18 protein-coding genes are annotated in these 24,156 nt (G+C 45.8%); 11 read left to right on the forward strand and 7 right to left on the reverse strand.

Annotation, left to right across the window (positions count from 1 at the left end):
• Nucleotides 1-224 precede the first annotated feature (224 nt).
• Nucleotides 225-953: a GntR family transcriptional regulator gene (locus tag LJ658_RS07415; protein ID WP_230545844.1), complete on the reverse strand. Its 729-nt coding sequence runs from the start codon at nucleotides 951-953 to the stop codon at nucleotides 225-227.
• Between the two features lie 293 nt (nucleotides 954-1,246).
• Between LJ658_RS07415 and LJ658_RS07420 the strand changes: the two genes are divergently transcribed.
• From LJ658_RS07420 to LJ658_RS07430, 3 genes are read left to right on the forward strand one after another with little or no spacing between them, the layout of a single operon-like run.
• Nucleotides 1,247-3,052 carry a class I mannose-6-phosphate isomerase gene (locus LJ658_RS07420; RefSeq protein ID WP_230545845.1) on the forward strand — a complete coding sequence of 602 codons (1,806 nt, stop codon included), beginning with the start codon at nucleotides 1,247-1,249 and terminating at the stop codon, nucleotides 3,050-3,052.
• Nucleotides 3,053-3,059: 7 nt separating this feature from the next.
• The gene (locus tag LJ658_RS07425) at nucleotides 3,060-4,466 is read left to right on the forward strand and encodes a sugar porter family MFS transporter (RefSeq protein ID WP_230545846.1); all 1,407 of its coding nucleotides are present in this window, start codon (nucleotides 3,060-3,062) and stop codon (nucleotides 4,464-4,466) included.
• A 16-nt stretch (nucleotides 4,467-4,482) separates the two neighbouring features.
• Nucleotides 4,483-6,837, forward strand: coding sequence for a GH92 family glycosyl hydrolase (locus tag LJ658_RS07430; RefSeq protein ID WP_230545847.1), 2,355 nt, complete (start codon nucleotides 4,483-4,485; stop codon nucleotides 6,835-6,837).
• 273 nt (nucleotides 6,838-7,110) lie between these two features.
• Here LJ658_RS07430 and LJ658_RS07435 read toward each other — a convergent pair whose 3' ends face one another.
• Together LJ658_RS07435 and LJ658_RS07440 are read right to left on the reverse strand one after the other, a co-directional pair.
• A complete protein-coding gene (locus tag LJ658_RS07435) occupies nucleotides 7,111-7,695 on the reverse strand; it encodes a DUF1543 domain-containing protein (RefSeq protein WP_230545848.1) in 585 nt (194 codons plus the stop codon).
• A gap of 8 nt (nucleotides 7,696-7,703) precedes the next feature.
• A complete protein-coding gene (locus LJ658_RS07440) occupies nucleotides 7,704-9,413 on the reverse strand; it encodes an FAD/NAD(P)-binding protein (protein ID WP_230545849.1) in 1,710 nt (569 codons plus the stop codon).
• Nucleotides 9,414-9,598: 185 nt separating this feature from the next.
• On the opposite strand from LJ658_RS07440, the gene LJ658_RS07445 reads away from it, so the two are divergent.
• Entirely contained in the window at nucleotides 9,599-11,110 is a 1,512-nt protein-coding gene (locus LJ658_RS07445; RefSeq protein ID WP_230545850.1) for a glycoside hydrolase family 76 protein, read from the forward strand.
• Nucleotides 11,111-11,212: 102 nt separating this feature from the next.
• Here the strand turns inward: LJ658_RS07445 and LJ658_RS07450 are convergent, their stop codons facing one another.
• Nucleotides 11,213-11,488 (reverse strand): DUF4242 domain-containing protein, encoded by a 276-nt coding sequence (locus LJ658_RS07450; RefSeq protein ID WP_230545851.1) that lies wholly within the window; start codon nucleotides 11,486-11,488, stop codon nucleotides 11,213-11,215.
• Between the two features lie 110 nt (nucleotides 11,489-11,598).
• A complete protein-coding gene (bshA, locus tag LJ658_RS07455; RefSeq protein ID WP_230545852.1) occupies nucleotides 11,599-12,756 on the reverse strand; it encodes an N-acetyl-alpha-D-glucosaminyl L-malate synthase BshA in 1,158 nt (385 codons plus the stop codon).
• Nucleotides 12,757-12,896: 140 nt separating this feature from the next.
• Between bshA and LJ658_RS07460 the strand changes: the two genes are divergently transcribed.
• The gene (locus LJ658_RS07460; protein ID WP_230545853.1) at nucleotides 12,897-13,319 is read left to right on the forward strand and encodes a VOC family protein; all 423 of its coding nucleotides are present in this window, start codon (nucleotides 12,897-12,899) and stop codon (nucleotides 13,317-13,319) included.
• 7 nt (nucleotides 13,320-13,326) lie between these two features.
• On the opposite strand, the gene LJ658_RS07465 is transcribed toward LJ658_RS07460, so the two are convergent.
• Nucleotides 13,327-15,132 (reverse strand): serine hydrolase, encoded by a 1,806-nt coding sequence (locus LJ658_RS07465; RefSeq protein WP_230545854.1) that lies wholly within the window; start codon nucleotides 15,130-15,132, stop codon nucleotides 13,327-13,329.
• Nucleotides 15,119-16,750: an amidohydrolase gene (locus LJ658_RS07470; protein ID WP_230545855.1), complete on the reverse strand. Its 1,632-nt coding sequence runs from the start codon at nucleotides 16,748-16,750 to the stop codon at nucleotides 15,119-15,121. Before LJ658_RS07470 ends, LJ658_RS07465 begins: the two co-directional genes overlap by 14 nt.
• A gap of 205 nt (nucleotides 16,751-16,955) precedes the next feature.
• Between LJ658_RS07470 and mutL the strand changes: the two genes are divergently transcribed.
• The 6 genes from mutL (at nucleotide 16,956) to LJ658_RS07500 (ending at nucleotide 24,063) form a co-directional block, all read left to right on the forward strand.
• Nucleotides 16,956-18,818, forward strand: coding sequence for a DNA mismatch repair endonuclease MutL (gene mutL, locus LJ658_RS07475; RefSeq protein ID WP_230545856.1), 1,863 nt, complete (start codon nucleotides 16,956-16,958; stop codon nucleotides 18,816-18,818).
• 28 nt (nucleotides 18,819-18,846) lie between these two features.
• The gene (locus tag LJ658_RS07480; RefSeq protein WP_230545857.1) at nucleotides 18,847-19,554 is read left to right on the forward strand and encodes a rhomboid family intramembrane serine protease; all 708 of its coding nucleotides are present in this window, start codon (nucleotides 18,847-18,849) and stop codon (nucleotides 19,552-19,554) included.
• A 46-nt stretch (nucleotides 19,555-19,600) separates the two neighbouring features.
• Entirely contained in the window at nucleotides 19,601-20,431 is an 831-nt protein-coding gene (locus LJ658_RS07485; RefSeq protein ID WP_230545858.1) for a rhomboid family intramembrane serine protease, read from the forward strand.
• Complete coding sequence (locus tag LJ658_RS07490) at nucleotides 20,428-21,540, forward strand: endonuclease/exonuclease/phosphatase family protein (protein ID WP_230545859.1); 1,113 nt, start codon at nucleotides 20,428-20,430, stop codon at nucleotides 21,538-21,540. Before LJ658_RS07485 ends, LJ658_RS07490 begins: the two co-directional genes overlap by 4 nt.
• A 103-nt stretch (nucleotides 21,541-21,643) precedes the next feature.
• A complete protein-coding gene (gene cysS / locus LJ658_RS07495) occupies nucleotides 21,644-23,104 on the forward strand; it encodes a cysteine--tRNA ligase (RefSeq protein WP_230545860.1) in 1,461 nt (486 codons plus the stop codon).
• Nucleotides 23,105-23,199: 95 nt separating this feature from the next.
• The gene (locus LJ658_RS07500) at nucleotides 23,200-24,063 is read left to right on the forward strand and encodes a nuclear transport factor 2 family protein (RefSeq protein WP_230545861.1); all 864 of its coding nucleotides are present in this window, start codon (nucleotides 23,200-23,202) and stop codon (nucleotides 24,061-24,063) included.
• Nucleotides 24,064-24,156 lie beyond the last annotated feature (93 nt).

Here is a 24,156-nt window from a genome sequence, read left to right on the forward strand (position 1 = left end):
TGTTTATGCAGAAAGCCCCCAATCGAAAGATTTGGGGCTTCTGTGTTTTAGGTAACCGAAGTTTTACGGCGCCGGCGTTAGCCGCCTTAGAACAAGGATTGTTAAAATAAAAAAAAACTAACTTAGTAAAACCAGTTATCGGTTATACAATGATCATCCTCGTTGAAGGCATAAGCCTGGTGCCGAGCTTTGAGAATAAGCCATTAAAACAGAGTCATTTACAGTTATCGCGAACTCTCTACCGTATACACAAAACTATCAGCTTTGTAGTAACCCAGGTTATATTCAATGGGGCGTTCGCCGTGGTCAAAAACAAAGCGCTTGCGGAAAAGTACCGGGTCATTTACGGCTATTTTAAGTTTGCCGGCTATAAAAACATCCGCCGCTTTGGCGCTTATTTCTTCTTTAGACAGGGTAGCTATTACAGAATGCTCATTTTCCAGCATCTCATACAGCGGGGTGGTAAAATCCTCCTCGCCGCTTAAACCAACGCGGGGATGAAAGTAAGATACAAAGTACACAAAAGGCTCATCAGGCTTGCCCCGCAGCTTCTCCATTTTGAGGATTTTACGATCTGCTTTTATTTCAAAAAATTCAGCAATCTCGTCATCCGGCAATACCCATGATATATGGGTTTCAAAGTTTTTAATGGTGATACCCCGCAGCTTCATTTCCTGCGAGAAACTTAGCCAGTTATTTGATTTGGAACTTACTACGCCCCGGGCTACTTTGGTGCCGGTGCGTTTTTTTCGCACCAGTAATCCTTCAAAAACCAGCTTGTTGATGGCCTGCCTTAACGTTGAGCGGGATATAGCCAGGATCTTGGCCAGCTCAATCTCGCTCGGGAACGTTTTCCCGTTTTGGTATTCGTCCTCGGCAATCATTTTACGCAAAAGCAGTTCGGCCTGCGCGTGCAGGGGCATAGGGCTTTTATGATCGATGGAGTAGCGCATGTCTAAGAATATGCAATTATAAGGGTTTTAAAGCTTTGGTTGTGCATGGGCGTCTTAAATCATCCCGGCAGTGAGGAAGTCTCTTCCGCCGGGAAGGTTATTCACATTTGTTTGTTTTTTAAGAGTCGGGGGCCGACTGAGCTATTTATCGGGGCTATTTGATATCCTGATTTTATTTATAAGTTTGTATCAACAATAATAAACTAACCAACTATTAATTTTTTTTGAATTCGATTTCCCGGTCAGAACGCTATATTTGACATTTAATATGTACATACATTACAACATTTAAGATGAATATTTCAACTACCGGAAATCAGGATACCGATACACTACCCATTGAACAAATGCGCAAAACCACGCAATACTTAATGCCCAATACACTGCCTGATGTTAAGGATGGCGAGGTATATAATATCTACCCGGTTACCAAACTGGCTCCCGGTAAAATATTTAACGGCTATGGCAGCCTGGCCAAATGGATCATTGCGCAAAAAAAGGTGGTTATTGATGGCTTTGATGGTGTGATATGGGATGCAACCCAAAATGCCCTGCAAGCCGAAATTGAAAAAGCAGGCTTAACGGTAAACTTTATAGCTACCGCCGATTATTTTAAACCATCCGCAGAAATAGAAAAGCTGGTACACCCCTTTTTAGGTACGCCAACATCGGTATGGGGTACTAAATGTACGCTGGATCTGGCCGATCTTTTCGATTTAGCCACCGTCCCATCGCCTGATGAAAGCAGCGATATCAATATTGTGATAGGTACCGGTGCGGCTCTGGCTGGCTGGGACGCGCCTGTTGTTTATATCGACGTGCCAAAAAACGAGATCCAGTTCAGGATGCGGGCAGGCTCGGTAGGTAATTTAGGGACGGATAAGGTGATTGAGCCGGCGCAGATGTACAAACGCTTTTATTTTGTGGATTGGGTGTTGTGCAACGCGCATAAAAAAGCCATCCTTAATAAAATTGCCGTAGTAGCCGACGGGCAATGGGCAACCGATATTAACTGGATGTTTGGAAGCGACCTTTTAGATGGCCTTGACCAGATCAGCCGCTCGGTTATCCGGGTGCGTCCCTGGTTCGAGCCGGGTGCCTGGGGCGGACAATGGATCAAGAAACATATTCCGGGATTGAATAAAGACGCGGTTAACTATGCCTGGTCGTTTGAGCTGATCGTACCCGAAAATGGGCTGATCTTTAAAAGTGACGGTAACTTATTAGAGGTATCGTTTGATATGGTGATGTTTAACAACAACCAACAGGTATTAGGTAAACATGCCAATATTTTTGGCGATGAGTTCCCTATCCGCTTTGACTTTCTGGATACCTTTGATGGCGGTAATCTGTCCATCCAGTGCCATCCGCATTTAAAATACATTCAGGATAATTTTGGCGAGACCATCACCCAGGACGAGACCTATTATATACTGGATTGCAAGACCGATGCGCAGGTGTACCTGGGTTTCCAGGAAAGTATCGAACCTGAAGCATTTAAATCGGCCCTGATCAGCAGTCAGCTGGAAAACAAGGGGTTGAATATTACCGACTACGTACAATCGCACACCGCTAAAAAGCACGACCTGTTTTTGATCCCTAACGGAACCATCCATAGCGCCGGGGCAGATAACCTGGTGTTAGAGATTAGCGCTACGCCCTACATTTTCACCTTTAAAATGTACGACTGGTTAAGGCTTGACCTTGACGGTAAACCGCGGCCAATTAATATAGACCATGCCTTTAAAAACCTGGTGTTTGACCGGAAGGGCCAAAAGGTGCAGGACGAACTCATATCAAAACCGGCCGTGATTGATGAGGGCGACGATTGGAAACTGATCCATATCCCCACCCATCGCGAGCATTTTTATGATGTGCACCGTATTGATTTTGAAAGCAGCATTAGCGTTAATACCGACAACAACTGCCACGTAATGATGCTGGTGGAGGGCGAAACTGTTTTACTGGAAACCGACGACGGCACGCGCCACGTTTTTGCCTACGCCGAAACCTTTGTGGTACCGGCAGCGGCGCAATCATACACCTTAACCAACGTGGGCCAGCATACGGCAAGAGTTATAAAAGCATTTTTAAAATAAAAATAAAATGACAACACAGACGACAAAACAAAGCGGCACCTATCTGTACCTGGTATGCCTGGTTGCCGCCCTGGGCGGGTTTTTATTTGGCTTTGATACGGCCGTAATATCCGGCACGGTAAGTTTGGTAAAGCACGACTTTAATCTCAATGTTTCCTTAGAGGGCTGGTTTGTAAGCTGCGCCTTGCTGGGTTGCATTATTGGGGTGAGCGTATCCGGCAAGCTAAGCGATAAATATGGCCGCAAAATTATCCTGATCCTGTCGGCTGTATTGTTTTTGGCTTCGGCCTCGGGCTGTATGGTATCGGGCTCATTTGGCCAGCTCATCGCTTTCCGTTTAATTGGGGGGCTGGGTATTGGGGTGGCTTCAATGGTGTCGCCCCTGTATATCTCAGAGTTTTCGCCGTCACGTTACCGCGGGATGATGGTATCGTTATACCAGCTGGCCCTAACCATCGGCATTGTGGTGTCTTATTTCTCAAATGCTTACCTGGCCAACCATACCGGCGATACATTTAGCAGCGACACCATGCATAAAATATTTTCGGCCCAGGTATGGCGCGCCATGCTGGGCCTGGGCACTATCCCTGCCGGGATCTTCCTGTTGTCATTGCTGTTGGTGCCCGAGTCGCCACGCTGGTTATTGCTGCAGGGGCTTGAAGCAAAGGCAAAAGATATTTTAATAAAGATTGATGGCGCCGATGCCGCCAAAAAAGAAATAGCTGCCTTTAAGGCGGCAGGAGATACCCACGGCGACGGGGACTTGAAAGAATTATTTAAACCCGTTTATCGTAAAGCTTTATGGATAGGTTTGTTATTGCCGTTCCTGTCACAGGTCTGCGGCATCAACGCTGTTATTTACTATGGCCCGCGTATTTTAGAGCAGGCCGGTTTTACCTTAAACAACGCTTTGGGCGGCCAGGTTACCATTGGCCTGGTAAATGTGGTGTTTACCTTTGTCGCTATTTTTACAGTTGATAAGTGGGGGCGCAGGCCGTTGCTTTTTGTGGGAGTTGGCGGCGCGGTAATAGGGTTGTTAACCATTGGCGTACTGTTTGCGCTGGGTATTACTTCAGGGCCGTGGATATTGATATTTATTTTATTGTTTATTGCCTGTTTTGCCTTTTCATTTGGCCCGGTTTGCTGGGTGGTAATCGGCGAGATCTTCCCTAATGCCATCCGCGGCAAGGCCATGGCGTTAGCCACGCTGTCTTTATGGATAGCCAACTTTTTAGTAGGGCAATTAACCCCGTTGATGCTGGAAGATCTTGGATCATCGGTAACGTTCTGGCTGTTCGCCATCTGCTGTTCGCCGGCATTATGGATCACCTGGAAACTAATCCCCGAAACCAAAGGCAGATCGCTGGAGAATATTGACAATTACTGGAAAGAAAATTATAAAGCCGCTAACTAGTTAATCTTATTTATATATGAAAACAGGCATCAAATCAGGTTTTGCAGTTGCCGCTCTTTTACTGTCGGCGGGCCGTACCATGGCGCAGGACCTGTTGAAATATGTAGACCCAAACATAGGTACCGCGCATAGCCGCTGGTTTTTTTATACCCCGGCGGCAGTGCCGTATGGCATGGCCAAACTGGCGCCGTCAACCAACGGGCACTATGGTAATGCCAGTGGTTGGGAAGCTGTTGGATACGATACCCGGCACAACTCGATAGAAGGATTTGTGCATTTTCACGAGTGGCAGGTAGGCGGCGTTAGCGTGATGCCGGCCACCGGCGAACTTAAGACAAACCCCGGCGAACTGAATAAACCCAACAGCGGTTACCGTTCACATTTCGACCGTAAGAACCAGGTGGCGCAGCCCGGGTATTACAAGGTGTTACTGGACGACTACAATATCACCGCCGAGCTAACTGCTACCAAACATGTGGGTTTTCACCGGTACACCTTCCCCAAAAATGATCAGTCGCGTTTAATATTTGATATTGGCAATGCGCAGGGCGAGAGCGGGGCCGTTAAAGATGCGGGTATCAAAATGACAGATGCCACCCACTTTGAGGGTTATGTAATTACCTATCCCAAATACGTAAAAAAATATGATCCTGACGGGCAGGTCGCCATGTACTTTTATGGTGAAGTGAGCCGAAAGCCCTTATCGGTTGGCTCGTTTAATGCCGGGGGGAATAAGGCGGGTTCAAACAGCAGCAATGGTAAAGGCGCGGGGCTTTACCTTAATTACCAGACGCAGGCCGGCGAGCAGATTGAGTTAAAAGTAGGCTTATCCTATACCTCGATAGCTAATGCGAAACTAAACCTGGCTGCCGAGGCCAATGGCCTTACATTTGAAAAAGCCAGGCAACAGGCACAGGCTACCTGGCGCGCCGAGTTGGGTAAAATAGTTGTACAGGGAAGTGATCATGACAGCAAGGTAAAATTCTATACCGGCCTGTTCCATGCGTTATTGGGCAGGGGTATTGCCAGTGATGTTAACGGGTCATTCCCCAAACATGATGGTACAATTGGCAGGTTGCCCAGAGATAAACAAGGCAAATTCAGCTATAACTTTTATAATACCGATGCGATATGGGGCGCCTATTGGAACCTCACCCAGTTATGGGCCTTATCCTATCCCAGTCATTATAATGATTATGTACACACCGAACTGGAGATCTATAAAGAGCGGGGCTGGTTTGGCGATGGCATTGCCAACAGCAATTTCGTGTCGGGCGTTGGTACTAATATGGTGGGGCTGGCTATTGCCGGAGCTTACCAGGCAGGCATCCGCGATTATGATACCCAACTGGCCTACAAAGCTATCCGCGCAAATGAATTGGATGGCAAGGACCGTAAAGAGGGCTCGGGCAAGATGGATGTGGACGCGTTTGTAAAGTATGGGTACTCGCCTTTTTTGGATGCGGATAAAACAGATTCCACCGGCTCGCATTTCTCGGCATCACATACGCTCGAGTACAGCTTCAGCGCCTTTGCCGCCGCGCAAATGGCTAAAAGCATGGGTAAAACAGCCGACTATAAACTGCTGATCAAAAACTCAAACGGCTGGGAGCATATCTTTGATAAGGATCAAAAGCTAATACGCCCAAAGTATGCGGATGGCAAATTCATAGACAAGTTTGACCCGAACGAGCCATGGCGCGGTTTCCAGGAAGGTAACGCTATTCAATACACTTTCTTTGTGCCGCAAAACCCCGAGGGTTTAATTAACGCAACCGGCAAGGATGAGTTTAACAAACGCCTGAATGACATTTTTGAATCATCAGAGAAGGACGGCTTTAGCGGGGGGAAAACCATTGACGCGTTTGCCGGAATCAAGTCGCTTTATAACCATGGTAACCAGCCATGCCTGCATGAGAGCTGGCTGTTCAACTTCTCGGGCAAGCCATGGCTTACTCAAAAATGGACGAGGGCCATCTGCGATGAGTTTTATGGTGTTGAACCGATCCATGGCTATGGCTACGGGCAGGATGAAGATCAGGGCCAGTTGGGTTCATGGTACGTAATGTCGGCGCTTGGCCTATTTGATGTAAAGGGTTTTACCGACCTGCGCCCGATAGTTGAGCTAAGCAGCCCCGTATTCAATACCGCTACCATCAGGTTAGGTAACGGAAGGCAACTGTTTATCGAAGCAAAAAATAATTCGAAGACTAACGTTTATATCCAGTCGGCGGTGTTTAACGGCAGGGTGCTTAATAATTGCTGGCTGTATCGCGATGAATTAATGAAAGGCGGTAAACTGGTATTGACCATGGGCATTAAACCCAATGAGGCATGGGGCGTTAAGGTGCCGCCGCCATCGGCGCAATAATATAACCGCGTGATCCGCGAAAATGTGGGTCACGCGGATCACCAAAATCAAATAACCAATTGATAGTGAAATAATTAACACATAGAGCGGATCGCTTTTGGATCAACTTATTGGTCAGGATTTTTACGTTTAGATGCTGGCTAAGAAGCTGTAAATCAGGCGAATGAAAATGGTTGCTTTTTAAGCCGGTGGATCACTAATATCAATTTCTGCTGTCAGGCAAGTAAAGGACTTATCATCCTGTTCACAGCGGAATCGAACAGGCCTTTTAGCCTACAATCTGTCCAGCCTAAAATATCCCAGGTGCACCTCATCTTCCGGCAAGTCACAGCCGGGGGTGATCTCTAAATGGTACTGCGCCTTTTGCGCCGGTGGCAACATCTCTTCTATCTTATAAATATCATCTACATCAAGGCCATACTTATCGTCAATGTGCGCGTTGGCGCCTTTAACGGTGGTAATAGTATTGGTTTTAAAAAAGGCTGCTTTCTTGGCGTTCTGTATGGCCTGGGTACGGTCGGGTTTTACGCTTAATATAACGTAATGCTGTTCTTCCAGCCGGCCGGCAATATAGCCCCCCAGGTTGATGAAAAACAATTTATCCGGCGATGGTGTGGCGGCCCCCTCTTTCAAAATCACCTTAATATTATAACCATCGACCGTATTCACTTCGCGCCAGCCGTCAATATGCAGGTTGCCAACGGCCCCGCGCCAAAATACTTTAATGGCGGGTACCAGCTCTTTCAATGAGGCAGCTATCCCGAAAAAAAAGTCATGCTGCTCGGTATGCCGGCCCGGCGCTTTTGAGCCCAGCAACAGCATATAGAGTTTTAAGGGTGCCTCCGCCGGTTCAGTCATAACTTATCTTAATTAAACATATTTTTTATAATCGCATCCGAAGCAGCCTCGCAAAAATCAAGCCCCGAGTAGTCTGGGTTAAAGCCGCCGATATAAGGCACTGCCATTACATAAATACGATCATTAAAAGCGCCGTAATCATCTATGGGCTGAAAGCTGTCATTTATGGCAATGCCCGGTACCCTGAGGTAGTAGTTGCCTTTACCGTCGGTTTCGATATGATCATCGCCTTGCTTTAAAGCTTCTTTTCCGGCAGCTGCATCTTTAAACCTCAACCGGGCCGGGCTTACGGTTTGCCTGCTGATGAGGCTTTTAAAAGGCAGATCTTCAAAAGCCAGGTGGGGCTGGCCCACGCAGTCCACAAAAGTATCAAAGGCTACAGCCTGCGGCTGCCCGTCGGTATCGGTATAATAATAAACAGCGCCGGTGTTTTTGCCTGGTTCTACGTGGCTGTCGCCGCCCACCGCGATGATCTCAAGTACGCCGGCCTGGTGCAGGGCCATAATTTCTTCGCATGAACTTTGAGGCACAAATGCAATTACTATTGATATGAGCGGCATCAGTACCTTTTGTAATCTCAGGCTGTCTTCGGCTGATAAATATTTGGCCGGGTAATTCATGGAATAGCTAAGTATCGCCAGCACCTCTTTCCAGTATACAGATTCTTTTCTTTTGATGGAGCGTTCGGCCTCCGCATATTCGGCTTTAAACAGTTGAAACGGCTCAACATATTCGCGCAGGTCCATCATGCCGGCAACAAATGTTTCCAGGTCCATGTCTTTTATACGCTCATAAAACGCGGGCCGCTTATCGCGGAACAGATCCTTGAAATTATGCTCAAACAGGTAATCCAACGACATAAAGCCGCCGTTTTCTTTGCGGTGCGCCTGCATCCGGGCCCTGGTAAGGGTGCCTTCTTTTGAAAGATGCGGGTCTTCCAAATGAAACCTTACAGCAGGTAACAAACCCTCGCGCGAGTGCATGATCAATTTAAAATCGGCGTTGTCATCTGCCAGCCGGTAACGGCGCACGCCGTCATCGTCAACCGTAAACGTGCCGTTGGCGCGGGCCAGCGTGCGGATGGCGTCGATAGCGGTAAGCGATGATCCTTTGACAGCTACCGGTGCGTTTGTTTTTATAGCCAGTTTGGCTGGCGGGTAAGGCGAGTCGTAATAGCCCGTAACCGTACCTTCATACTTCGCGGGCCAGCGGTGCCCGGTGCAGATAATTACCTGGTCATATTCAAACAGCTTTTCGCCGTTTACCTGCAGGGTTACCTTTTGTTGTTCGGGATGATCTGTAATATCGGTAACCCGGCTGTCAAAATAAACCTTGTCCAAAATACCTGCGGCAGTTGCTTTAGCTAAAAGCAGCTCAAATTGCGCCACCAGGTACTGGCCAAACAGCAATCGCGGCAGCACTTTAAAATCATTATATTTTTGTGGGGTGATTTGGTAATGGTTCAATAATGCCGCCGGGGCGGTTTCAATCCATTCGGTAACCGAGGTCACCAGTTCAGGTATTTCGTTGCCGGATACATTGGTAATATGCTCATCCCGGGCGCCATCGGTACTGTAGGGCATGCCTTTACCCAGCTGTTCGTTTTTTTCAAAAATAGTTATCGACAGATCGGTGCGGTTAGCGTCTACCAATCTTTTAAACATAAACAGCCCGCTTGGGCCCCCGCCTATAATAGCTATGCGTTTTATATTCTCCAATTAAATGTCCCCACCATTAGAAGTGCTAACAGTTAATTTAAAAGTGGTTTAAATTGTTTTACCAGCCGGCGGTTTTTATGCAGACGATGCAATGTAACATATTCAAAACATTGACTTATAAATTGAATTTTATACTCAATATTGCCCGTAATAACCAATACACTAATTACTTAAATTACCCCGCTATGAAATTACTTTACTTACGCAGTGCGGTTGTGATGGCTTTTCTTACAATCACAGCTACCGGTTTTGCACAAACCGGGGGCATCACTTCCGGCGCCGTCTATTCATTAAGATCCAAATCTAACGGCAAATTGCTGGATGTAAGCAACGCATCGGTTGATAACGGCGCGATGGTTGATACGTGGACGGATACGCGGTCGGATGCCGAACGCTGGATAGTAAAACTGATCAGCAAAAATACCTACACGCTAACCAATGCCGGCAGCGGAAAATTGTTGCATGCGGCCGCTGTTCCGGCTGATTCTGTTAAAGTAGATCAAAGCGACGATACCAATAGCGACGACGTTAAATGGGTGATTAAAAAAGCCGGAAGCGGGGCTTACTTTTTGCAACCGGCCGCAAACCCCGCCTTTGCGCTTAATTTAAACGCTGCGGGAACTGCCGACGGGACCAAAGTTAATTTGGCAGCCTCATCAAATGCAGCTGTGCAAAAGTGGGTCTTCCAAAAAGAAACCGCACAGGAAGCCGCGCCGACATTAGCAACAGCGAAAAAAGTATTTGAGGATTGGTACAACGGCTATAAAATAGAGGAGCACAAAGGTTTTTGGGACCAGGCCGAAATGATGGAAACCGTTTTGGATGCCTATGAAGTTACCCGGGACCCCATTTACAAAGCGCGGTTTGATGTATTGTACAAAAATTTTATAAGCAATCATAAAGAGGATTGGATGTACAATAAATATAATGATGATATTACCTGGGCGGTGTTGTTTTGCGTACGCGGCTACCTGCTTACCGGCAACAAAACCTATCTGGATAAGGCTAAGGATCAATATGATAAAATGTATAAACGCGCGTTTACCAACAGCTATGGCGGTGGCTTGATATGGTTTGAAACCAAGACCTCAAAAAACGCCTGTATTGAAGGCCCTGCGGCAGTTGCCGCCTGTTACCTGGCAGAAGCTACCGGCGATAATACTTACTATGATAAAGCCATAGCGTTGTACAGCTGGTCGAAAATATACCTGTTTAACCCGGCTACCGGCAAGGTGAAAGACAATGTCGACCTGAATAAAAGGACAGGCCTGCCAAGAACCAGCAATATCAGTTTTACTTATAACCAGGGCACTTTTTTAGGTGCGGCAACTATGCTTTACAATTATACCAGGGAAGCCACTTACCTGGCCGAAGCGGAAAAGCTGGCAACATTTACCCGCGACACTATTTACAGGGGCAGGGTAATGAACAACGAAGACAGCGGCGGCGACCTCCCCGGCTTTAAAGGGATATTTGCCCGCTATGCCCGTAAGTATACGGCCGGGACCGGTAAAACCGATTTGGTTGACTGGCTGTACCTGAATGCCAGGGTTGCTTATAATAACCGCAACACTTATGGTATTATTCAAACCAAATGGGCAACGCGCACCAGCGAGGACAAGCCGGTATTGAAAAAAGGTTTTGGGCCGTCAACAGCGGTGTCGTTATTGATGAATACGTACCCTTTGAAAAAATAAGGGGCTGTCTGTCGTTATAAACCTTTTCGGATAGCAGGTTTAACTAAAAAGCAAGGCCCCGGTTTAACCGGGGCCTTGTGCATAATACTATCGCGTTGATTGTTATGATGCGCTGGTAGCAGGGTCGATAATAGTTGTTACCTCGGCTATGCTGGTTACAGGGAAGCCCCCCAGGCTTGCATGTTCACGTATTGCGTCTTCATTTTCGGCGATATGGATGCAATACATCTTATCGCCGGTAATGAAGGATTCCACCCAATGATAGGGTTTACCCATTTCATTCAGCACCGTGCATGATGCCTGTGAAATAGTTTGCAATTCCTGTGCTGATAAATTTCCGAGACCGGGGAAGTGTCTTTCGATAACAAATTTTTTCATAAAATTTTTATTGGTTTAAATTTTTAATTTAACCAATACGCAAATATGAAATTCAGGGTTGCCTGTTGTTGCCAAAATAATTGATAAAATAAATAGGGGTAAAACGATGCTTATGCTTTTGCGCAGCTGGCGGCCTGTTGCCGGGTTTTGGCTATCACTTCAATATAGTAGTTTTCATACAGCGGCAATATTTTAGCAAGGTCAAATTCTTTGGCGCGGGCTAAGGCGTTCTCTTTAAAAGCAGCCAGGCGGGCCTCATCTTCTAAAATATAAATAGCGCTGTCTGCCATGCCCTGGATATCGCCTATGTCTTTTAAAAAGCCGGTTACGCCATCAATATTCAATTCGGGCAAACCACCCGCGTTCGAGCTGATAACCGGTACTTTGCAGGCCATAGCCTCTAAAGCTGCCAAACCAAAACTTTCAGACTGTGACGGCATCAGGAACAAATCAGATACCGATAAGATCTCCTCAATGGCATCCTGCTTACCTAAAAAGCGGGTATCGTCGCCTACGCCCAGGTCGCGGCAAAGCTGCTCGCAATCGCTCCGCTCGCCGCCATCGCCAACCATTAATAGTTTTGATGGTATTTTTTCGCGGATCTTAGCAAAGATCCTTACCACGTCTTCGGTACGTTTAACCTTGCGGAAGTTGGAAGTATGGATGAGTATTTTCTCTCCTGCCGGCGCTATCGCTTTTTTAAAGTGATCCTTGGCCTGCAGGCTAAAGCGCTTCAGGTCTATAAAATTGGGTATTACTTTAATATCGTTCTCAATGTCAAAAAACTCGTACGTATCTTTTCTTAAGTTTTCAGACACTGCCGTAACCCCGTCTGATTTATTGATCGAGAAAGTTACCACCGGTTTATAGGTGCGATCTTTGCCTACCAGTGTGATATCAGTTCCGTGCAGGGTAGTAACCACGGGTATATAGATACCGAAGGTTTGTAAGATCTGCTTGGCCATAAAGGCCGCCGAAGCATGGGGGATGGCGTAATGTACATGCAGGATATCCAGTTTTTCAAAACGTACCACATCAACCAAACGGCTGGCCAGCGCCAGCTCATACGGCGGATAATCAAACAACGGATATTTGGATACAGAAACCTCGTGATAGAAAAGGTTTTCTGAGAAAAAATCTAACCGGGCAGGTTGGTTATAGGTTATAAAATGAACCTGGTGACCATTATCGGCAAGGGCCTTGCCAAGCTCTGTGGCTACAACCCCGCTACCGCCGAAAGTTGGGTAACAAACTATTCCGATTTTCATTAACGTAGATTACTGCTGTGATGATTAATTATGCAAGTTTAACAGCAAAATGTGGGAATAGTGTTTGCATTTTGTAATATTAATTTCGCCCGGCGAACACTAACAGCGGCTTTTACCGTTATTAACTTAGACGTTAATATATGGAACCTGCAATAAATTTAAATATCAAAGCCATACAGCATATTGGCATACCGGTAACCAATGTGGTTATGTCGGCATTGTTTTATAGCAGGCTGGGCTTTGCCAATGTGATGGAAAAGCAATTTGACCATAACGGCGAACAGGGTATCTGTATGATGATGAAGCGCGATGCGATGATTATTGAGCTATACCAGCTGCCTAATAACGCACTACCTGAAATAGCCGCGCGTAAAGACGGGCATATCGACCATGTAGCTTTTGATGTGGCAGATATAGACGAAGCCTATTCCATTATTAAAGAAGGCGGATTCAATATCATTGAGCCCGGGCCGGTGTTCCTGCAGTTCTGGACGGACGGTTGCAGGTATTTTAATATAACGGGCCCTGACGGCGAGCGGCTGGAGTTTAACCAGGTGTTGTAATCCCCGGCTAAAGCCCTTTCGCTATTGCTTTATAAATCACATCCTGTATGCGGGGCCTTATATTAAGGCTGCCCAGCTTGCTGCTTACCTTGGGATAGGTGCGGTTTGACAGGAATACATATACCAGGTTATATTTAGGATCAACCCAAACGCAGGTGCCCGTGTAACCGGTATGGCCATAACTATCCGGCGATGCCAGTTCAGATGGATAATGATGATCTGTTATGGGGTCCCAGCGGTCAAAACCCAAACCCCTGCGACTGATGCGGGTTTGTTTTGAGGTAAACAGATCAACCGTTTCCGGTTTAAAGTACTGGTCGCCACCGTACGAACCTTTGTTTAACAACATCTGGTAAAGGATGGCAATATCATTAGCGCTGGCAAATAAACCGGCATGGCCCGCAACCCCGCCCATCAGGGCAGCTGTCGGATCGTTTACATAGCCCACCAGTTCGGCATGGCGGTAAACTTCATCATCCTCGGAAGGTACGATCTGGCCGGGCGAAAACCGCGAAAGCGGTAAAAAGCCCGCAGTTTGCATGTTTAACCGGTTATAAAACTGCTGCTGCACATATTGGTTGATAGGCGTGTTGGTAACAGCCTCAATAACCTGCTGCATTAAGATCATGCTCAAATCACTGTAAACATATTGCCCGCGCGTCCTGAGCGGCGAGTTGAGTATCGCAGGGAACATAATATCTTTAAAATAGTCTTTACGCAGGTAGTAACCATTATTAACCTTGACAGGATACAGCGCTGATGAATCGGTACTGTGGTCGGCAGGTGTTATTTTTTCAAAAGTTGGGATATCGGGGATGAGGCCGGCCTGGTGCAGCAATAATTCGCGCAGCTGTATATCGCTTTTATTGGTATTGCGGGTAATGGGCAGGTAATAACTCAAAGTCGAGTCAACATTTAGTTTGCCCTCGTCCTTAAGCTGCATGGCCGCAATGGTGGTTGCAGATATTTTGGTCATTGACGCCACATCAAAAATATCCGTGATCTGATCAGCCACATCTGCCGAATAGGTGCGGTAACCATAGGCTTTATTAAATATCACTTTGCCGTCTTTGGCAACCAAAACCACGCAGCCGGGTGTGGCATGGGCCAGCATGGCTTCTTTGGCAATTTTATCAATGTCCTGCAAATTGCCCGAGTTAATGCCGGCGGCCTCGGGCACGCTGTATTCAAGCCGGGTTTTCTCTGTTAAAAAACCCATCCCAAACCGGTAACGCTGGGTAACTGTGCCGGTTAACTTCCGGGTAAGGGCAATGCCGCCAAAAATAGCCTGCGCGCTAAAGCCGGCGGCTACTGCTGTGGTCCGCTCTGCGTATAGTATCGGCGCGGTAACCTCGTTTAGTTTATCCAGCGCCTGCCCCCTGCCAAAGTAAGCAACCACCACGTTTCTGACATGCTGATTATCTGTTATAAATTTTACCAGCTGGGCATTGTTAAGATCAGCCTCATTGGCCTGCACTATTATCGTGTTGTATGATTTTAAATCGGCAGTTAAATTGCTGATGGGCTTACCGGCATAAGCTGCTATGCTGACAGACCGTACCCGGGCATATTTATTTAACAAACTGTCAAAACCCGAAGCATAGGGGTTTGATAAGTGGATGCTGGCAATCTTTAAATTGCCAATGTTTTTAAGCGGGATAAGATAATTGTCATTATTTAATAACACGGTTGATTGCTCAACCAGTTTTTGTTCTTTAAGATAAGCCTGACCAGCGTTTTGTGCACATGCATAATTGAATAAGGTAAATGCTAATAAAATTATAAGTAAGCAGTTTGGCTTATTTTCGCTCATATACTTTTTCTCCGTTTATATAGGTTTTTAATACGTTAACTTTTGGCAATGCACTGGCATTAACCTTCATCAAATCCTGGTCGGTTATTATAAAGTCGGCATATTTACCTACTTCAATGCTGCCTTTTTCTTTTTCTTCAAAATTAGCTTTTGCAGCCCAAATGGTCATGCCTTTTAATGCTTCATCGCGGCTAAGGGCATTTTCCGGCTGGAACCCGTTTGCCGGTAGTCCTTTCAGATTTTTACGCACTACTGCTGCGTAAAAGGTGTAAAACGGACTAATATTCTCTACCGGGAAGTCCGTTCCCAAAGGCATCCAGCCATTTTGTTGCAGCAATTGTTTGTAAGCGTAAGCCGACTTTAGCCGCTGGCTCCCCAGGCGCTGCCCGGCCCATTCCATATCAGACGTGGCATGGGTTGGCTGTACAGATGGAATAATATTGTATTGACCAAACTTATTGATATCATCGGGCGATACTACCTGCGAGTGCTCAATGCGCCACCGCCGGTCGTTTTTGCCTTTTAACACGCTGGCATAAGTTTTAAGGATAACCCGGTTAGCCGAGTCGCCAATGGCATGGGTACACATCTGGAAACCTTTTTCGGCAATCATTTTTGCTACTTCCTCAAAATGTTTCTGGCTGCTTAATAAAAAACCGTTCCAGTTTTTTTTGTCGTTGTAGGGTTTTAATAAGCATGCGCCTCTTGAGCCCAGCGCACCGTCAGCATAAACTTTAAATGCGCGCACATCCAGCCCCGGGGTTTTAAATACGCCACGTTTAAAAAGATAATCATAATTTTCCTGCCTGTCGGCCAGCATTACATACAACCGCATTTTCAGGGCGCCTTTATGCTGCAGCTCGGCAATGGTGCTAACCATGGTATAAGGCAGGCCGCAATCATCAACAGTTGTTAATCCTACCGCAAAACAGTTGCTTTGCGCACTCAGCAGGGCATTTTGTATCAGTTGATCTGTCGGGTCGGGTATTTTGCGCGTTACCAAACCTACCGCATTATCAACCAGTATACCTGTAAGCTTGCCGTTTACGGTTTCAACCTGGCCGCCGTTAACAATTTGCCCGGGCTTAATACCTGCAATGTTTAAGGCCGCCTGGTTGGCAATCACAGCGTGCCCGTCAACCCGGTGCAATATCACGGGCCTTACCGGGAACAGGGAATCCAATTTCGCCTTATCCGGAAATTGCTTTCCTGTCCATAAGTTCTGGTCCCAGCCGTTGCCAATTATCCAGCCATCGGGGGTCCGTTCAGCATAAGCTTTTACCGTATCAATAAGTTCGTTCCAGCTTTTAAGCCCTTTCAGATCTAACTGTACCAGGCCCAAACCATATTCTAAAAAATGAGCGTGCGCATCAATAAAGCCGGGGTATACGCTTTTTCCTTTGGCATCCACAACTTCGCGGGCCAGGTATTTATCCTGCAGCGTCGCCAAATCGCCAACGGCTACAATTTTTCCGGCAGCTACAACAAAGGCATTAGCGGTGGTAAACGCGCTGTCGACGGTGTAAACTACTGCGTTTTTAACTAAGAGATCGGCATTATACTCTTTTTGCTTACAGGCTGCCGCAAAAAGCAGCAGGAGGGGCCAAAGTTTTTTCATACAGATGATGTGTGCTGTAAATATATTACACTTAAGGTATATACAACCAGTTAATCATAAAGTTAGGAAACCATTTAATTATTATTTGCCTCAGGTTCGCCCTCCGGTCTTTCAGACAGGGGCGGGCTGAGTCAAAAAAAAGAAAAGTTATGCTATCAAATAATTAATTTAGCATCGAAAACGAAATTGAAGGGAAATTTTATAAATGTCAGATATAATTCAGCTTTTACCGGACTCAGTTGCTAACCAGATCGCCGCCGGCGAGGTGGTACAGCGACCGGCATCCGCGGTAAAAGAACTGATTGAAAATGCTATTGACGCCGGGGCGGATAAGATACAGTTGATTGTTAAGGATGCCGGCAAATCATTGATACAAGTTATTGATAATGGCTGCGGCATGAGCGGTACCGACGCGCGTATGAGCTTTGAGCGCCATGCCACGTCGAAAATTAAGAAAGCCGAGGATCTGTTTGCTATCCGCACCATGGGTTTCAGGGGCGAGGCAATGGCATCCATCGCCGCTATTGCGCAGGTCGAGCTAAAAACCCGCCGCCATGAGGATGAGCTGGGTACACAGATTTTCATCGAAGCATCTGAGGTGATCAAACAGGAAGCCTGTTCGGGCATAGCGGGTACGTCAATATCGGTAAAGAATTTATTTTATAACATACCGGCACGCCGTAACTTTTTAAAAAGTAACCCGGTGGAGATGCGCCATATTATTGACGAGTTTCAACGGGTGGCATTAGCGCACCCCGAGGTATTTTTTACGCTGCATCATGATGGGCAGGAGGTTTATCATTTGCCGTCAACCACGTTAAAACAACGCGTTATCCACCTGTTTGGCAATAACTATAACCAGCGCCTGGTTCCGGTTGAAGAGGATACCACAATTATTAACCTGCGGGGATTTGTGGGCAAACCCGAGTTTGCCAAACGCACCCGCGGCGAACAGTTCTTTTTTGTAAATAACCGGTTTATTAAGGACCCGTATCTGAATCACGCCGTATTAACCGCTTTTGAGGAATTGCTGCCTGACGATACTTACCCGTTATATGTGCTGTTTATTGATATTGATCCTTCAAAAATCGATATCAACGTACACCCAACTAAAACCGAGATCAAATACCAGGACGAGAAAGCTATTTATGCAATCATCCGCTCGGCAGTGAAACGTTCTTTAGGGCGATATAACATAACCCCGAGTTTGGATTTTGACCAGGAAAACAGCATTGAGCATTTAATAACGCCCAAGCCTTTTGCAGAGATCATTGCGCCGGTAATTGCTTTTAACCCTGATTTTAATCCGTTTGCCAAAACCGACCGCGAATTGCCTTTTTTACGCGATACCGGCGGCGGCAGTAATAACAGTAACCGAAGCAACCCTATCCCCAAAAACTGGGATACGCTGTACGAGATCAGCAAGAGAGATAACATCGTTCAGCAGGAAATACATGCCGAAGAAACCCTGGCGGTGAATGAGCAGGAGATTGTAAAATCAACCGACAGACAGTTTTTCCAGATCCATAACCGGTTTATCATGTCGCAGATCAAATCGGGTTTTATGCTCATCAACCAGCAGGCCGCGCATGAGCGGATATTGTACGAACGCTTTTTACAACAACTGCAAAACCATTCGGGGGTTAGCCAGCAAAGCTTATTTCCGCAGTCGCTTACACTAAACGGCGCCGATTTTGAGTTATTGAGAGAGCTGATGCCGGATATCAGGGCGCTTGGTTTTGATATCCGCGAATTTGGCAAAAACACGGTAGTGGTTGAGGGGATACCGGCAGACCTGAATAATGTGGGCGAACATGAATTGCTGGAACGTTTACTGGAAGGGTTTAAAAACAACCAGTCTATATTAAAACTGGATAAGCGGGACAACCTTGCCCGGTCCTTAGCACGTAATGCAGCTATTAAAGCCGGTACCAAAATGTCATCAGAAGAAATGAACCTGTTAACCGACCAGCTTTTTGCATGCCAGATGCCAAATGTGGCGCTAAATGGCAAGCCGGTAATTAGTACCTTTACATTAAATGAATTAATAGAACGGTTTGAAAAATAACCTTAAATAAAAATATACTTAAACATCTATGCAATCCCCGTTAGCCCATTTACCCCCGGTTGTAAAAAACCTGTTGATCATCAATATTATATGCTTTTTGCCATCATTAATCTATAGTCATAATTTTGCCGGCACTGCCGATCCGGTAGGGGCTATGTTTGGGGTTTACTATTTTGCGTCGCCATTATTTAAACCGTGGCAGCCCATCACCTACATGTTTATGCATGGCGGGTGGATGCACATCATCTTTAATATGTTTGCGCTATATTCGTTCGGAGGGATAGTTGAGTATGTTATGGGTTCAAAACGTTTCCTGGCTTTTTATTTTATTTGTGGGATAGGCGCTTTGGCATTGCAAATGCTGGTTCAGGCTTACGAGGTGCATGCTATGACCGGCAGTTTTACGGTACCGTTAGATTTCCGTGCTGATCCTGCCGTGATTGCCAAACTTCAGGAAATTTTATTTGCGCCCATGGTTGGTGCCTCGGGTGCAATATTTGGTTTGCTGATTGCCTTTGGTATGCTCTATCCAAACGCCGAGCTAATGATCATGTTTATACCGGTACCGGTAAAAGCAAAATATATTATCCCGGTTTATGTGTTAATTGAGCTGTCATTGGGCGTGGGCCAGTTTGGGGGCGATAATGTTGCGCACTTTGCTCACCTGGGCGGTGCTATTTTAGGTTTTATATTAGTAAAAGCATGGCGCCTGCAAGGTCCCCGAAATTTGATTTAACGAGGTTTATACGATCATGAATTTTTGGCAAAATATACAATACAAAATGTTCCATTCAGGTAGTAAACTCTACCTGCTCATTGGCATTAATGTATTTATTTTTTTGGTGATTAGTGCGCTATCCATATTTGAAAAGCTGGTATTCAGAACCAATATTGTAGATGTTTATAGTTACGATTACCTGTCATTGCCGGCCTATCTGCCCAAGCTGGCGGTCCGCTTCTGGACACCTTTTACCTACATGTTTATGCATGCCGATTTTTGGCACCTGCTGTTTAACATGCTTTGGTTATACTGGATGGGGCAGATATTTGAAGAGTTTTTAGGAAATAAGCGTATATTAGGTTTATACCTGCTGGGCGGATTGGCGGGCGCCTTGCTTTTTGTGGCCAGTTATAATATATTTCCGGCATTTTCACAAAGCGGTGTACTGTTACTGAGCGCGGTGGTAGGTGGTTCGGCCAGTGTTATGGCTATTATTGCAGGTGCCGCAACTATTACTCCAAACTATACCATAATGCTTTTTGGCATAGTGCCCGTTAAGTTAAAATGGATAGCCCTGTTTTATGTTGCAATGGGCTTTTGGGGTATAAATGGCCCTAACGCGGGTGGCGAAATTGCGCACCTGGGTGGCGCCTTGTTTGGGTTTATATACGTAAGGCAACTGCAAAAAGGTCGGGATATGATTGGCGCCATAGCCGGCATTTTTAAGAAAAGATCCAAACTAAAAGTAGCGTCAAATAATATGGACCGCAGCGCGCCGGGCACGCCGAGGCAAGAAGAGATTGACCGTATTTTAGATAAAATTTCGACGACGGGATATGATAACCTGAGCAAGCAGGAAAAAGAAACATTATTTCGCGCCAGCAAAAAATGAGATCAAAGCAAAAACTACCCTTTATTGATAAAGTTTTTTTATGGATTAACTGTGGTTTATGCCTGGCTTTGCTGATAAGTTATCTCGCCCCGATAACCGATCCCAGAAAATTCTGGCCCGTAGCTTTTTTCGGGCTGGCCTATCCGCTATTATTGCTGAGCAATATAATTATGATGGTTTATTGGGCCCTGCGTAAAAAATGGTTGGTGCTCATCTCTGTTTTAGGCATACTTTGCGGGATTACGGTATTAGAGGATAACATCGGGATGCATCCGGGAAACAGCAACGTTGTAAAACCGCAGGACCCGAACGCTATCAGAATGATGACCTATAATGTCCACGACTTTAAAAAATTTGGCTCGGGTAAAGACATCTCCACCAAACATGAGATCCTGGAGATAATAGCCGGAAAACAACCGGATGTTATAGGCATACAAGAATTTTACGCGCGCAAACGCGGCCAATATGCCATGATCGACTCCGTGTCAAAAATTATCGGATCCGATAATTACTATTTTGAGAACTTTTCCGGTAGCGATGAAGAGAAATCAGGCATGGCTATTTTTTCAAAATATCCGATAGTTTCAAAAGGGCTTATCCAGTTATCCGGAATGAATAACGGTAATCAATGCCTGTATGCCGACATTAATAAAAATGGACGTATTTTCAGAGTGTACAGCATGCACCTGCAGTCGATCAATTTTGAGCCCGAGGATTACCGTTATCTGGACACCGTTGCTAAAAAAGGGAAGCCCGACCTTAGCTCAACCAGGCGCTTGGGCAGCAAATTAAAAAAAGCATTCATCAAGCGCAGTGAACAGGTTGCTAAAATAAGGAGCCACGCGTCGCAGTGTCCGTACCCTTATATCATTTCCGGCGATTTTAATGATACGCCGTCATCATTCGCGGTAAACCAAATGGCTAAGGGGCTCAAGAATACCTTCTGCGAGAAAGGCTTCGGGCTGGGGCGCACCTATAACGGCGATTTTCCAAACTACCAGATAGATTATATTATGGCCACCCCGGGTTTTGACGTTACCAGCTATACGATCATCGAAAGAAAATTATCTGATCATTACCCCGTATGTGCAGACCTGCTACTGAAGTAAAACAAGAATGTTAACAGGTTGACCGATTGTAAAAATTAATCACCCGCGCAATCAGCTTAATCCGGCCACCCAACTAAAACCGAAAAATCGTAAGTTTGCCACCATGGAGCAAAATTTATTTGTTTACAATACTTTAACACGTAAAAAAGAAGAATTTAAGCCGCTTAATGCTCCGCACGTGGGTATGTACGTTTGCGGGCCCACGGTATACAGCGATGTGCATTTAGGCAATTGCCGTACCTATATATCGTTTGATCTGATATTCAGGTACCTTACCCATATCGGGTATAAGGTGCGTTACGTACGTAATATTACGGATGCCGGGCACCTGGAAGGTGATGCCGATGAGGGCGAAGATAAAATATCAAAAAAAGCAAAAATTGCGCAGTTAGAACCAATGGAGATTGTACAAAAGTATACCGTTGGCTTTCATGACGTTTTGCAGATATTTAACACCCTGCCCCCAAGCATTGAACCTACCGCAACGGGCCACATCATTGAACAGATTGAGCTGATAAAGATCATGCTGCAAAGGGGCTACGCTTACGAAGCTGACGGCTCTGTTTATTTCGATGTTGAAAAATATAACAGTACCCATGATTACGGCGTGCTTAACGGCCGCAATTTAGAGGACCTGCTAAACAATACCCGCACCCTTGGCGGCCAGGATGATAAACGCGGCAAGCTTGACTTTGCCTTGTGGATAAAGGCCAAGCCCGAGCATTTGATGAAATGGCCCTCGCCGTGGAGCGTTGGCTTTCCGGGATGGCACCTGGAGTGTTCGGCCATGAGCCATAAATACCTGGGCGACCAGTTTGATATCCACGGCGGTGGGATTGACCTGGTACCTACGCACCATACCAATGAAATTGCGCAAAACATAGCCTGCTGCGATAAAAACCCCGCTACCTACTGGATCCATACCAATATGCTGACGGTAAACGGGCAAAAGATGTCAAAATCGTTAGGCAATAGTTTTTTGCCGCATGAGCTTTTTACCGGCGAGCATTCTATTTTAGACCGCGGCTACAGCCCGATGACCGTTAAGTTCTTTATTTTGCAGGCCCACTACCGCAGTACACTCGATTTTGGCAACGAGGCTATGGAAGCATCTGATAAGGGCTTTAAGCGTTTAATGAATGCCGTTAGCCTGCTGGATAGCCTGAAGCCATCAGCCACCAGCGATGTTGAAGTGGCGCCGCTAAGGCAGCGTTGCTATGATGCCATGAATGATGATTTTAACAGCCCGGTATTAATTGCCGAGTTGTTTGAGGCCAGCCGCATCATCAACTCTGTGCATGATGGTAAACTGAAACTGGACACGGCTAATCTTGAAGTTTTAAAAAACATCATTACCACTTTTGTGTTTGATGTTTTGGGATTAAAAGACGAACAAGCCGCTAATGATGACCTCCCTAAAGTATTGAACCTGATTGTTAATTTACGCAACGAAGCAAAAGGTAACCAGGACTACGCCACCTCTGATAAAATACGGGACGGGTTGCAAAAAATAGGCTTCCAGTTAAAGGATAGTAAAGAAGGAACAAACTGGAGTAAAATTTAATTCAGTAATTAGCGTTAATAAAAAATAAAAACAGGACTTGGTCCGAAAATCGACCCGATAAACATTAATTAATAAATCTCCCTAACTCACAAAAAATGAAAAAAATTGCATTGGCTACCATCTCCTTTATCTGTTATGCCGCTATAGCTGCAGCGCAGGTACCTGCCCGGGTTAGTAAAGTAGTTGAAGCCGAAGATGCCTTTAATAAATTGGTTGCCCGTAAGGGTATTAAAGCAGGCTTTTTAGCCGTTGCTGACCCCGAAGGCATTGTATTCAGACCCAAAGTTGTTAAAATAGCAGATTTTTATAATAGCGTTGAAAAACAACCCGGTACCCTGCAGTGGGAACCAAAATTTGCGCGCATATCCTACAACGGCGACCTGGCTTTTACCGCCGGCCCCTACGTTTATTTGAACGGTAAAAATGAGGATGATAAAGTATATGGCGACTACGTTTCGATCTGGCGGGCTGACGCTGATGGAAAAATGAAGTTGCTGATTGACCTTGGCATTCAACATCCCGAAATGGAAAAAGAAGCTACGGTAGATTTTAAAGAACCTGATGCTACCAAAAAACCGGTGGTGAACAAAGATCCGTTTAACGGGAAAAACATCATCATAGCTACCGATAAATCATTAAATCAAGCTTTAACCCTGTCGTCATTAGGTGCCTACAAAGAGTTTTTAAGCCCTGAGGGTCGTTATTACTTCCCCGGCTTTGAGCCCATGACCGGTACGGACAAAATACTGAAATTTTTAAATAACGAAGCGATCAGCATATCTGCCGAAAACATTAGTGGCGGCCGCTCAACCAGTAATGATCTTGCTTATACTTATGGCCGTGCCCGGATTAAAAAAGGTAACATCGTAAGCAATTACAACTATGTGCGGATCTGGGAGCTTGACGCTTCTCATAAATGGGACATATTGCTGGAAGTATTCTCTGCCATAGAAAATTGATTTTGGAGATTAGTAGTGACCCTTCCATAATAAAAGAGGCTGACCAACTGGTCAGCCTCTTTTATTATGAGGTATTTTTAGCCTTTTGAAGGG

This window comes from Mucilaginibacter sp. UR6-11, assembly GCF_020880695.1.
Classification (GTDB): Bacteria; Bacteroidota; Bacteroidia; order Sphingobacteriales; family Sphingobacteriaceae; genus Mucilaginibacter.